Origin of the sequence: Brevundimonas variabilis (assembly GCF_014199945.1) — a bacterium.
Taxonomy (GTDB): Bacteria; Pseudomonadota; Alphaproteobacteria; order Caulobacterales; family Caulobacteraceae; genus Brevundimonas; species Brevundimonas variabilis.
On record NZ_JACHOR010000001.1, the window covers coordinates 604974 to 617137 of the forward strand.

Below are 12164 nucleotides of genomic sequence, written 5' to 3' on the forward strand. Positions count from 1 at the left end.
CCCCTATCCCCGCCAGGCTCCGTGAAACCCGGCCGGCAGGGCCACGTCCGCCGCCCAGGTCGCGACCGGCCCGTCCTCGACCCGCGCCACGTCAAAGGCATGCAGTTCGGTCACCCCGGTCGCCAGATTGATCGACGGCCCGACCAGCCAGGCGTCGCGCTCGTTCGTCGTTCCGGGCCTGGGCACGAACACCATCTCCTCGACCACCTGGGTGTTGCCGAACTCGAAGGTATGCGACCGGCCTGTGCGCCAGTCCTGGACCGCCAGACCGGTCGGCAGGGGCCGGGACCCCCTCTCGCCGGCCACATGGACGGTCAGGTCGCGCTTCAGGCCCGCCCGCCGCGGATCACCCTTGGGAAACTCGGCCGTGATCCCCGTCCGGGCCATCTCGGCCCGGCCATTGGGACGCAAGGTGACCATCGCCAGCTGGGCAGGCTCGCCCGGCGTCGAGCCCCGCCCCTGGACGATGACCTTCGCCCCGTCGATCGCGAAGGCGACGTCCTTGTTCGCGGCGACATCGAAGCGGATCGTCCCGTCTGCCTCGGCCCAGCCGTCCCCCAGATGGAAGAAGGAAAAGGTCGGCAGTTCGTACAGCCGGGTCCGGGTCAGGTCGGCCTTGTCGAGCACCAGCACCTGGGTGCCCAGCTCCGGCTTCCAGGCGAACTGGCTGGAGAAGGGCATGCCGAAATGATCGAACACCCAGGGCTGCAGCACGATCACCAGATGCCGGTCCGTGGCCGTGAAGTCGTGCATGTAGCTGGCGCGCGGCAAGGCCACGACCGAGGCTTCGATCAGGGATCCGTCGACGTTCATGTGCCAGACGACCATCTGGTCGCCATTGGTGCCGATGTTCCAGATCGTGCCGTCCGGCGCCGGGCGGGGATGGGCCTGGAACGGCATGCCCTTCAGATCGGATCGCAGGGTCACGAACTGCTCGGTCGCCAGGGTGGCGCCATCCATCTGCGTCGGGGATCCGCCTTCCCACAGGGCCCAGATCTTGTCGCCCGCCACCATGACCGCCGTATTGGCCGCATTGCCGTCGTCGCTGGAGCCCAGCCGTGCCCGGCTGTCACCGACCGTGCCGAAGCCGGGCGTGACCACGGCGTCCAGTTCCGTCTCGTGACGCCGCTTGGGCGTGTCGGCGAACCGGGCGGCCAGCGTCACCCGACCGTCCCGGATATCGAAGGACCGCATCAGGCCATCGCCATCGAACCAGTGTGTGGCGCTGCCGCCCGGCCGCCGGAACTTGCCCGGGCCGTTGCGGAACAGCGTCCCCTCCAGCCCGGCCGGCGCGCGGCCGTGGATCAGCCGCATGGCCCGCGGTGCGATATCGGCCTCGAGGTCGGCCGAGGCCAGGGACCAGTCGAGGGCCACGTCCTGGGCGATGGCGGCACGGACCATCTCTGGCGTGGCAACGGCAGCGGACAGGGCAGCGGCGCCCATGAGGAAGTGGCGGCGTGAGGGGGTCATGTCAGCGATCCTGATGGATGGAGCCTAGCGCAGGGTGATCGTCTGGGCGGTCGGGCCCGACACCACCACATTGGCGCGTTCCCAGCTGGCCGGTCCCATGTTGCCGCGGGCATTGTTGGTGAAGGCATAGGGCTCGGTCGGCATGCCGAAGGGGTTGGTGTCCATCTGGCCATCGCCATCGACGTCATGGAAGATCCGGGCGGCATAGGGCCCGGGCTTGAGGCCGGCAAAGGCCGCCGTCCGCTGGCCCGCCGCCACATCGACCATGGTCTGGCCGATCGGTGCGCCGCGCCCGCCATAGGCCTCGGCGCTGTCGAACAGGGCCACCATGATGCGGCCAGTGTCGGCGCCGACATCAAAGGTGAGCGTCAGGGCGGCGGCGTCGGCCGGGGCTGCTGCGGGTTGGGCGGTATCGGGCTGGGCGAATGCCGGAGCCGAGATCATCAGGGCGGCGGCGGCGAGGAGAGCGATGCGGGTCATGGTATGTGTCCTGTTGCTGAGTGGCGGGAAGCCCGACCACCGGGTTCCGATGACCAGACCGTGCCGCCATCGCCCCGGTCCCGCCACCGCGTCTGCGGCAGCGACCGCCCCGACTTCGCGAACGGCAGTCGCTGTCCACTCACGAAACGCGAATGAACATGTTCGATCTCGCTCATCCCGGCGAACGCCGGGCTGAGCGGATTGCGTTGCGGACTCGCATCCCGCCCTGACCACCCTTGCCCCCCCGTCCCCCGCGCCGTAATCCAGAGATCATGACCGCGCCCCTGATCTGCCCCTCCATCCTCGCCAGCGATTTTGCGAAACTCGGAGCCGAGGTCGCTGCCCTCGAGGCTGCGGGCGCGGACTGGATCCATGTCGATGTCATGGACGGCCATTTCGTCCCCAACCTCACGATCGGGCCGGATGTGGTGAAGGCCCTGCGTCCGCACACGACCCTGCCCTTCGATGTCCACCTGATGGTCGCGCCGGTCGATCCCTGGCTGGAAGCCTATCGCAACGCCGGGGCCGACGTCCTGACGGTCCACCCCGAAAGCGGCCCGCACCTGCATCGCACCCTGGGCCGCATCCGCCAGCTCGGAGCAAAAGCCGGGATCGTCTTCAACCCCGGGACGCCGCTGAACATCCTGGAGGACGTGATCGACCTGGTCGATCTGGTGCTGATCATGTCGGTCAATCCAGGCTTCGGTGGCCAGTCGTTCATCGACAGCAGCCTGCGCAAGATCGCCGGTGCCCGCCGCCTGATCGATGCGGCCGGATCGCACGCCCATCTGCAGGTCGATGGCGGGGTCACCTCGGCCAATGCCGCAGCCTGTGTCGCGGCCGGGGCCGATGCCCTCGTCGCCGGGTCCTTCGTCTTCAAGGGCGGTCCGGACGCCTACGCCGCCAACATCGCCGCCCTGAAGTCGGCGTGAGCCCGCTCGGCCCCTTCGCCGGAGCCGACGCCCCGGCCCCGGTTCCGCCGTCCGGCGAGATTCCCGGATTGCGCGGAGCCCCCGTCCGCACCCCGGTCCGGACCTCCGGCCCCTCGACCGGTCCGGAGCTCTGGCCCGCTATCGCCGGTCGCCTGGTGACCCGCCAGATGTGGATCGAGCTCTACGGCCTTCCCGGCTATGGCCTGACCCTGCGGACCGGGAAGGCGATCGCTTTTGCCGCAACCCCGCGCGACTTCCGCCCCTGCGATGGCGAGCTCGGCAAGACCCTGCTGGGCGGACGCCTCACCCTCGCCGGCTCCAGTCTCGAGGCCGGCACACCCGCCGATCCGTGGAACCGGCCCAGCCCCAATCGGGCCTTTGCGACGGAGCTTCATGCCTTCGCCTGGCTCCCCTCTCTGATTATTCAGGGCGAACGCGGCGCGCGCGAGGCCCTGCGGCTGACGCTGTCGTGGTGGGGTCTGTTCGCGCGATGGTCGCCCTTTGCCTGGGACCCCGACATCCTGGCGCGGCGCGTGATCAACCTGTCCTGTGCGGCCCGCAAGATGGGCAATGTGGCCACCGAGGCCGAGCGCCTGCGTCTGGCCGACATCCTCGGGCGCCAGGCCCGCCAGCTCCTGCGCCCGCCCGGGGGCCTGGCCGGGCGTGCGGAGCGTCTCACGGCTGCCGCCATCGGCGGCTCGGTCCTGGCCGGAGCGACCGGCGCGCGTCTGCGCCGCATTGCGCTGGGTCGGCTGGGTCAGGCCCTGCGCGTGGCGGTCGGACCCGACGGTGTTCACGCCTCCCGCAGCCCCGAGGCCGGGCTGGAACTGCTGCTGGACCTCATGACCCTGGACGATGCCCTCGCGCAGCTGTCCGAAACTGTGCCCGAGGCGGTGACATCGGCAATCGGGCGGCTGACACTGGCCCTGCGCGACCTGACCATGACCGATGGACGTCTGGTCGCCTTCCAGGGCGGAGGACCTTCGACCGCCGCCCGGGTCGAGGCGGCCCGGTCGCATGAGGGCCGACCCGAGGCCCCGGCCCCCGGCACCATCGGTGGATACTGGCGCATCCAGAGCCCGCTCCTGACCATCGTGACCGATACCGCTGCTCCGGGTCAGGGCCCATGGAGCAACACGGCCTGCGCCCAGCCCCTGGCGCTGGAAATCGCCTGTGGACGCGACCGGATCGTGACCGGCTGTGGCTGGACGCCACGCGCCGCGGACCGCCAGGCCCTGCGTCTCACGCCCGGCCATTCGACCCTGACGCTCGGCGACCGGTCCCTCGGCGAGCCGCTGGGCGGATGGCACGCGGATCTGCTGGGCCCTCGCCTGATCAGCCGGCCGCTGACGGTCAAGGTCCAGCATCGCGAGGCCGACGGCGCGGTCTGGCTGGAGGCCGAACACGATGGCTGGGTGGAAACCCATGGACTGCTGCATGAGCGCCGTCTCTATCTGGATCAGAAGCTGGACGAACTGCGCGCCGAGGAACGTCTTCATCCATCCGCCAGCGGGGGCCCGGCCGTCCGGCCGATCGCGGCCCCCTATGCCGTCCGGTTCCAGCTGGAACCCGGCGTCCAGGCGTCCCTGGCGCGCGACCGCCGCTCGATCCTGCTGCGCGGGCATTCGGGCCGGGGCTGGTGGTTCCGGACGGATGGCCCCGATGTCGCCATTGAGCCGTCCGTCCATGTGGATGACGGCCTGACCCGACGCGCCCTGCAGATCGTTGTGCGCGGCTCTGCCCGCACCGATGCCGAGACCCGGGTGCGCTGGAAACTGAGCCCTGCCGGGGCATCGACGGACCCCCACTGAATGCGAAGGCGGGTTTCCTCACGGCCAAGCTGAAACCAACGGCCTGTTTCGGACGCTCCTAGGGCTCGACATTGTCGAACATCCCCAAGGAGCTTTCCATGAACACGAACCAAGATCACGACATCAAGGTCCTGAACGGCCTGATCGAGACGACGCTGGATAGCGCCGACGGCTATCGCGAGGCCGCAAAGGAAACCGAGGACACCCGCTACAAGTCGGTGTTCGAGAAGCGCAGCTTCGAACGCCAGCAGGTGGCGACGGACCTTCAGGGTTCGGTCCGGGTCCTGGGCGGCGAGCCCGAGGACGACGGCTCGATCCTCGCCAAGGCCCACCGCGCCTTCCTCGACGTCAAACATGCCCTGCTTCGTGACGAACAGGCCGTGGTGAACTCGGTCGAGAATGGCGAAGACCATATCAAGGCCAAGTTCGAGCGGGCCCTGGAAGATTCCGACGTCTCGGCCACGACGAAGGAAACGATCCGCCGGGCCTATGAGTCGGTGAAATCCGGACATGACCAGATGCGTGACCTGAAGCACGCCCTTGAACGCACAGACGGCGTCGACCCGGCACCGCCGCGCGCCATCTGAAGACATTTGACGCGATCGATCGAGGCCCCGGCACCGCTGCCGGGGCCTTTTTCGTGTGTTCGCCGTGACGAGCCCCGACCACAGGTGCTAGAGCCCCGCGCGTCTCCCCGGATCGCTCGCTCACGGACCCTGCCCATGCCCGCCGCCCCCGACTTTCCGCCTTCCCCTGACGCCGTCCGGCCGGTCCGGGCACTGATCTCGCTGTCGGACAAGGCCGGGCTTGAAGACGCGGCCCGCACCCTGCACGATCTGGGCGTGGAGCTGGTCTCGACCGGCGGCACCCGCGCGGCCATCGCCGGCTTCGGCCTGCCGGTAAAGGACGTTGCCGACCTGACCGGCTTTCCCGAGATGATGGATGGCCGGGTCAAGACCCTGCACCCTGTCGTGCACGGTGGCCTGCTGGGCGTTCGGGACGCTGCGGACCATGCCAAGGCCATGAGCGACCACGGCATCGGCGCGATCGATATCGTCTGGATCGACCTCTATCCCTTCGAGAGCACTGTCGCCGCCGGTGGCACGTTCGAGGCTGCCGTCGAGAACATCGACATCGGTGGCCCGGCCATGATCCGCTCCGGCTCCAAGAACCACGGCTATGTCGCGGTCTGCGTCGATGCCGCCTCGGTCGCCGAGGTCATGGCGGCCCTGAAGGCCGACGGCACGACCTCGCTGGCCCTGCGCAAGCGCCTCGCCGCCCGCGCCTTCGCCCGTACCGCCGCCTATGACGCGGCCGTCTCCGGCTGGTTCGCCGACCAGGTCGAGGATGCCGCCCCGGCGCGCAAGTCGATCTCGGGCGCGCTTGCCCAGACCCTGCGCTATGGCGAAAACCCGCACCAGACCGGGGCCTTCTATCGGACTGCAGAGGTCCGCCCGGGCGTCGCCCGCGCCGAACAGGTCCAGGGCAAGGAACTGGGCTACAACAATATTGCCGACGCCGATGCCGCCTATGAACTGGTTGCCGAGTTCGAGGCCCCCGCCTGCGTCATCGTCAAACATGCCAATCCCTGCGGCGTCGCCGTCGGGGCGGACCTGTCCGAAGCCTATGCGCGCGCCCTGGAGTGCGATTCCGTCTCGGCCTTCGGGGGCGTGATTGCCGTCAACCGCCCGCTGAACGGGGCCGACGCCCGCGCGATCACCGACATCTTCACCGAGGTCGTCATCGCCCCCGGTGCCGACGAGGATGCCCGGGCTGTCTTCGCCGCCAAGAAGAACCTGCGCCTGCTGATCACGGACGGCCTGCCCGACGCCCATGGCCCGGGCGAGGTGTTCCGCTCGGTCGCCGGAGGCTTTCTGGTGCAGGGCCGCGACCGGTCTCGCCTGACGGCCGCCGACCTGCGGATCGTCACGCGCCGCCAGCCGACGCCGACCGAGATCGCCGACATGCTGTTCGCCTTCACCGTCGCCAAACACGTCAAGTCCAATGCCATCGTCTATGCGAAGGACGGCCAGACCGCCGGTATCGGCGCTGGCCAGATGAACCGTCGCGACAGCGCCCGGATCGCCGCCATCCGCGCCCGCGAGGCCGGAGAGGCCAAGGGGCTGGCCCATTCGCTGGCCGAGGGCTCGGCCTGTGCCTCCGAGGCCTTCTTCCCGTTCGCCGACGGCCTGCTGGAAGCCATCGGGGCGGGGGCCACCGCCGTCATCCAGCCCGGTGGCTCGATGCGCGACGCCGAGGTCATCGCCGCCGCTGACGAGGCCGGCATTGCCATGGCCTTCACCGGCGTCCGGGTCTTCCGCCACTAGGGGTCGACTGGGCCGCGAGCGGGCTCAGCGCAGCAGGTCGGACCACCGCCAGCGGCCGGTGCCCAGCGCCACCCTGGCACCGCCCGGCGCGTCCGAGAGGGTCACGAGCACCAGCCCTCGCATGGCCTGGGTCCGGCAGGCGGCCGGGGCGAACGCGACCTCCAGGGCAATAGCCTGGCGCACGCCCGCCAGCCCCTTGCCGGCCTGTCCGGGGTTCTGGCGCCAGTCTCCGTCCCATACCAGCAGGGCCCGCCCCCCCACGCTGCGCTGGACCTCGGCCACGGTCCGGCGGATGTCGTCGTCCTCGCGCAGTTTCGTCTGCAGTCTGGCGACCATGTCGCAGGACCCGCCGCCATTGCCCTGACCGCGACCCGGGCCGCCATCGCCCCCGGACCCCGACCCCTGCCCCCCGGTGTCCCCCGCACGCATGGCACCGACCAGCTCGGCCTCGCTGACCGTCGCCATGGTTGCCGTTGCCACGGCCGCGACGGCGAGCTCGGACCGGACCTCGGGCGGGGTCACCGGCCGGCGGGTCGCCACCGGAGCCGCCAGCGGCAGGGGCGGTGTCGCCGGGGCCTCGCTCGGCACCGGCGCGCTGGCGGCGGGTGCCGGACTCCCGGTCTCGCTCCCCGGCTCGGGCAGGGGTTCGGCCACAGGCGTCTGCAGCGGACGGGGCACCGACAGCGTGATCTCGATCGGCGGAGGCCGGGCGGCGAGGGGCTGGGGATCCGGCCGGGGCGAACCCGGCAACAGCAACAACCCGCCGATGCCGATGTGGATCGCCGCGCTGACCACACCGGCCGCCCAGCGTCGTCGTGTCCGGCTCAACTTGGGCGTCGCATCATGACCATGTGGCGCAGCGGACCATCCCTCCGCGTCAGAATGGGGGCGTCCGGCGTTATGCGAACCGTGGCGGGATCGGGGTCGGAATCGGCCAGCCCTGCCCCGTCTGCGTCATCACCACGCCATCACGATCCCGTCACCTCCCGCCCGCGCATCCTTCCCCCGGGTCCGGCGCACCCGCAACGACAGAGACCTGCCTTGACCCGAACCCTCTCCCGTTCCGCCACCGCGGCATCCGCAGCCCTGCTGGGTGCGCTCGTCCTTTCGGGCTGCGCCAGCCACCGCTTCGTCCGCGACCAGGTCGAGGTCGTCGACACCCGCGTGACCACCGTCGACGGTCGCGTGACCCAGGTCGAGGGCTTGGCCGGTGAGGCCCTGAACCGCGCCAATGCCGCCCAGAAGCTGGCCGAGGGCAAATTCCTGTACGAGGTCGTCCTGTCCGACGACTCGGTGAAATTCCCGTCCGACCGCGATGCCCTGTCGCCCGAGGCCGAAGCGCGCCTTGGTGAACTGGCCCAGCGGCTGCGGGCCGAAAATGCCAATGTCTATCTCGAGATCCAGGGCCATACCGACGCCGCTGGTCCGGAATCCTACAACAATGCCCTCGGCGAGGCCCGGGCCGAAGCCGTGCGCCGCTATCTGAGCCGCCAGGGCATCGCCCTGAACCGGATGGCCACCATTTCCTACGGCGAAGAGAGCCCCGTCGCTCCGAACGACACGGCCGAAGGCCGGTCGCAGAACCGCCGCGTCGCCATCGTCGTCCTGAGCTAGACGAGGACGGCTGCAAGGCCGACCAACAACGGATAGGGTGTTCGCCATGGACACCCTATCCGCCCGCTGGGCCCGGCTGGAGCCGCACACGACCCTCGTCGGCCCCGACGACGACCGCCCGCGCCCGACCGCCCTGCTGTTTCATGGCTGCGGGGGTCTGAGGCCTCATCTCCCGAAATATGCCGAGGCGGCCCGCGCCGTCGGATGGCGCGCCGCCATCGTCGATTCCTATGCATCGCGCGGCTGGAGCCGGAACTTTGCCATGGCGACGGTCTGCACCGGCCTGCAGTTCCACGGCCACGAACGCGCCGGTGATATCCTGGCCACGATCGCCGGCCTGTCGCAGCGACCCGAGATCGACGACAAATGCCTGGCCCTGGCCGGCTGGAGCCACGGCGGCTGGGGCATCATGGAGGCGATGAGCGCCGACCCGAACCGGAAAGGGGCCATGGGCGTGATCGATGCCGAGGCCTGCGACCTGACCGGGGTCCGGGCGACCTGGCTGGCCTACCCCTATGTCGGCATCGCGGCAGCCAATCGCATGAAGCCCTGGCGGCACTGTCCCCGCGTTCTGGCCGTCATCGCCCGGCGCGACCACCTGACCACGGTGCGCAATGCCGAACGGGTGCACGACATGGTCCGCAACTGCGGAGCCGAGGTCGAGACCTGGATCGCCGAGGGGACCCACAGTTTCGACGAGCCCACCGGGGTTCCCCCGATGCGTCATGATCTTGCACTGACCGACGAGTCGATCCGGCGGTTCAGGGCCCTGCTCGAGGATGTCGCCCAGCCGGGCTGAGCTGGATCAGGCCCGCCAGAAGCCCACGATCCGCTTGACCTCGTCGACCACCGGATCGGCGATCGCAGCAGCACGCTCAGCGCCGTCTTTCAGGACCCGGTCGATCTCGGCGGTATCGGCCATCAGGCGGCGCATCTCGGCACTGACGGGAGCCAGTGAGGCGACGGCAAGATCAGCCAGCGCCGGCTTGAAGGCCCCGAAACCCTGGCCGCCGAACTGCGCCAGCACCTCGTCGCGGCTGATGTCGGCCAGGGCTGCATAGAGGGTCACAAGATTCTTGGCCTCGGCCCGGTCGCCCAGACCGTCGACTGTCTCCGGCAGCGGCTCCGCATCGGTGCGGGCCTTGCGGATCTTGGCCGCGATCGTGTCGGCGTCGTCGGTCAGGTTGATGCGCGACTGGTCGGACGGATCCGACTTCGACATCTTGGCCGAGCCGTCCCGCAGCGACATGACGCGCGGGGCCGGTCCCTGGGTCAGGGGTTCGGGCAGGGGGAAGAAGCCCGGCACGCCGAAGTCGGTGTTGAATTTGGCGGCGATGTCGCGGGTCAGTTCCAGATGCTGTTTCTGGTCCTCGCCGGTCGGCACCTCGGTCGCCTTGTACAGCAGGATGTCCGCCGCCTGCAGCACCGGATAGGTGTAGAGGCCGACGCTGGAGCGTTCCTTGTGCTTGCCGGACTTCTCCTTGAACTGGGTCATCCGGTCCAGCCAGCCGAGACGGGCCACGCAGTTGAACACCCAGGCCAGCTCCGCATGGGCCCGCACCGCCGACTGCGGAAAGATCACCGACTTCGCCGGATCCAGTCCGGAGGCCAGATAGGCCGCCGCGATCTCGCGCGTCTGGGCCGTCAGCAGGGCCGGATCCTGCCAGACGGTGATGGCATGCAGGTCGGCGACGAACAGGAAACAGGGCGCGCCCGCGTCCTGCAGCTGGGTGAACCGCTTCAACGCCCCCAGATAGTTGCCGAGATGCAGGGCCCCGGACGCCTGGATGCCCGAAAGGACACGGCGCGGACCGGTGTAGGCGGAGACGGTATCAGGGGCGTCGGACATGTCGGGGCAATGCCTCAAGCAACGGTTGAGGGCAAGGTCTAGCGGCCTCGCCGCAGCAGCCCGCGGACCTCGCCGATGGTCACCGCACGGGTCGCAAAGGCCAGTCCGACATAGACCAGCCCGCCAAGACCCGTGACCAGCAGCAGGCTGATCTCCTTGGCCCCGTGCGACGATCCGATCCCGGCCAGCAGTTCGGCAATGGGGGCTTCATAGACGGGACGCGCCCATGAGGCCGCCGCGACGACCGCGCCGAGGCCCGCGCTGGCCAGCAGGATGCGGGCCAGGCGCGAGATCGCTGCAGCGCCGGGCCGGTACAGATCCCGACGCCACAGCCGGCCGGCGAGCAGCAGGGCGTTGACCCAGGCCGAGGCGCTCACCGCTGCGGCAATACCCGCCACCCCCATGCCAAGGTTGAACAGTCCGATGGCCAGCACGGCGTTCACGGCGACCGACACCAGGGCAAAGGTCATCGGCGACCGGGTGTCGCGACGCGCGAAATAGGCCGGAGACAGGATACGGATCAGCACGAAGGCCGGAACGCCCCAGCCGAACTGCAGCAGAATTCCCGCCGTCGCCCGGGCGTCGACCTCGAGAAAGGCGGCGCGCGTGAACAGGGCATCGATCAGGAAATAGGGCATGGCCATCAGGGCGGCGGCTGCAGGCAGGGTCAGGGCCATGGACAGGATCATGGCCTCGTCCATCGAGGACTGCTGCTGGCCCTTGTCCTCGGACGCCACGGCCCGGGAGAGACGGGGCAACAGGGCGATGCCGATGGCGACGCCCACCAGCCCCAGAGGCAGCTGGTACAGCCGGTCCGCCGTCGACAGCCAGGAGCGACCGCCGTCCACCCAGCTGGACAGGTTCTGCGAGATGAAGACGTTGATCTGGGTCGCCGAATTTCCGATGGCCGCCGGGATGGCGGTGATGATGATGGCCTTCACCGGCCCTGTCAGCCTTGGCATCGACAGCCGGACATTGGCTCCGGCCTTGCGCACCGCCCACCAGCACAGCCCGGCCTGCGCGACCCCGGCGATGCCGACGGCCCAGGATGCGGCATAGGCCGCCTGGATCGGGCCGCCTGTGGCCGGGATCACGGCCGCCAGCATGATCAGGTTCAGCAGGATCGGATAGGCACCCGAGACGATGAACCGTCCCCGGGCATTCAGCACGCCGCTGAGCAGGGCCGCCACCGCCATGCAGGGCAGATAGGGCATAGTGATCTGGGTCAGGACGACGGCCAGCTTGAACCGCACCGGATCATCGAGGAAGCCCGAGTTCATGACGGTCATGATCCACGGCATCGTCAGCTGCGCCAGGATCGTCAGGGCCACGGTGATGGCGGCGATGACGGCCAGCGCATCGGTCGCGACCCGGTCTGCGGCCTCCTGACCCTCGGTCTCCAGCGTCCGGGCATAGGCGGGAACGAAGGCGGCGGCGAAGGCTCCCTCGGCAAAGATGCGACGGAACAGGTTGGGGAAATTCAGGGCCGTGTAATAGGCGTCCCCGGCCGGTCCGATCGAAGCCCCCAGATAGCCCGTGATGACCGTATCGCGCGCGAAACCGGCCAGCCGACTGATCAGGGTCATGCCGCTGAAGATGGCCGAGGACCGCATCATGCCGCCCCCCTTGCCCGAGGTCGTGGCCGATGCGGGCGGCTGGACCATCGGATCAACGGTGGCCG

The 12164-nt window shown here is 69.6% G+C and carries 11 protein-coding genes; 6 read left to right on the forward strand and 5 right to left on the reverse strand.

All coding sequences use genetic code 11. The features are described 5' to 3' along the window. Positions 1-3 precede the first annotated feature (3 nt). The gene (locus GGR13_RS02930; RefSeq protein ID WP_183211948.1) at positions 4-1470 is read right to left on the reverse strand and encodes a carotenoid oxygenase family protein; all 1467 of its coding nucleotides are present in this window, start codon (positions 1468-1470) and stop codon (positions 4-6) included. Positions 1471-1494: 24 nt separating this feature from the next. Beyond that, positions 1495-1950 carry a DUF2141 domain-containing protein gene (locus GGR13_RS02935; protein WP_183211949.1) on the reverse strand — a complete coding sequence of 152 codons (456 nt, stop codon included), beginning with the start codon at positions 1948-1950 and terminating at the stop codon, positions 1495-1497. A 272-nt stretch (positions 1951-2222) separates the two neighbouring features. On the opposite strand from GGR13_RS02935, the gene rpe reads away from it, so the two are divergent. The 4 genes from rpe to purH all read left to right on the forward strand — a co-directional run bounded on the left by rpe (position 2223) and on the right by purH (position 7020). Beyond that, positions 2223-2882, forward strand: coding sequence for a ribulose-phosphate 3-epimerase (rpe, locus tag GGR13_RS02940; protein ID WP_183211950.1), 660 nt, complete (start codon positions 2223-2225; stop codon positions 2880-2882). Next, entirely contained in the window at positions 2879-4693 is a 1815-nt protein-coding gene (locus tag GGR13_RS16835) for a heparinase II/III domain-containing protein (protein ID WP_183211951.1), read from the forward strand. The genes rpe and GGR13_RS16835 overlap by 4 nt, the downstream gene beginning before the upstream one ends. Positions 4694-4791: 98 nt before the next feature. Continuing rightward, positions 4792-5280 (forward strand): PA2169 family four-helix-bundle protein, encoded by a 489-nt coding sequence (locus tag GGR13_RS02950; RefSeq protein WP_183211952.1) that lies wholly within the window; start codon positions 4792-4794, stop codon positions 5278-5280. Between the two features lie 135 nt (positions 5281-5415). Then, entirely contained in the window at positions 5416-7020 is a 1605-nt protein-coding gene (gene purH, locus GGR13_RS02955; protein ID WP_183211953.1) for a bifunctional phosphoribosylaminoimidazolecarboxamide formyltransferase/IMP cyclohydrolase, read from the forward strand. A gap of 24 nt (positions 7021-7044) precedes the next feature. Here purH and GGR13_RS02960 read toward each other — a convergent pair whose 3' ends face one another. Next, positions 7045-7848 carry a hypothetical protein gene (locus tag GGR13_RS02960; RefSeq protein WP_183211954.1) on the reverse strand — a complete coding sequence of 268 codons (804 nt, stop codon included), beginning with the start codon at positions 7846-7848 and terminating at the stop codon, positions 7045-7047. A 258-nt stretch (positions 7849-8106) separates the two neighbouring features. On the opposite strand from GGR13_RS02960, the gene GGR13_RS02965 reads away from it, so the two are divergent. Together GGR13_RS02965 and GGR13_RS02970 are read left to right on the forward strand one after the other, a co-directional pair. Beyond that, entirely contained in the window at positions 8107-8634 is a 528-nt protein-coding gene (locus GGR13_RS02965) for an OmpA family protein (protein WP_246347689.1), read from the forward strand. 46 nt (positions 8635-8680) lie between these two features. Further along, positions 8681-9433 carry a dienelactone hydrolase family protein gene (locus GGR13_RS02970; protein WP_183211956.1) on the forward strand — a complete coding sequence of 251 codons (753 nt, stop codon included), beginning with the start codon at positions 8681-8683 and terminating at the stop codon, positions 9431-9433. Positions 9434-9439: 6 nt separating this feature from the next. On the opposite strand, the gene trpS is transcribed toward GGR13_RS02970, so the two are convergent. After that, positions 9440-10483 (reverse strand): tryptophan--tRNA ligase, encoded by a 1044-nt coding sequence (gene trpS, locus GGR13_RS02975; protein ID WP_183211957.1) that lies wholly within the window; start codon positions 10481-10483, stop codon positions 9440-9442. Positions 10484-10521: 38 nt separating this feature from the next. Continuing rightward, positions 10522-12147: a murein biosynthesis integral membrane protein MurJ gene (gene murJ / locus GGR13_RS02980; RefSeq protein WP_246347690.1), complete on the reverse strand. Its 1626-nt coding sequence runs from the start codon at positions 12145-12147 to the stop codon at positions 10522-10524. Positions 12148-12164 lie beyond the last annotated feature (17 nt).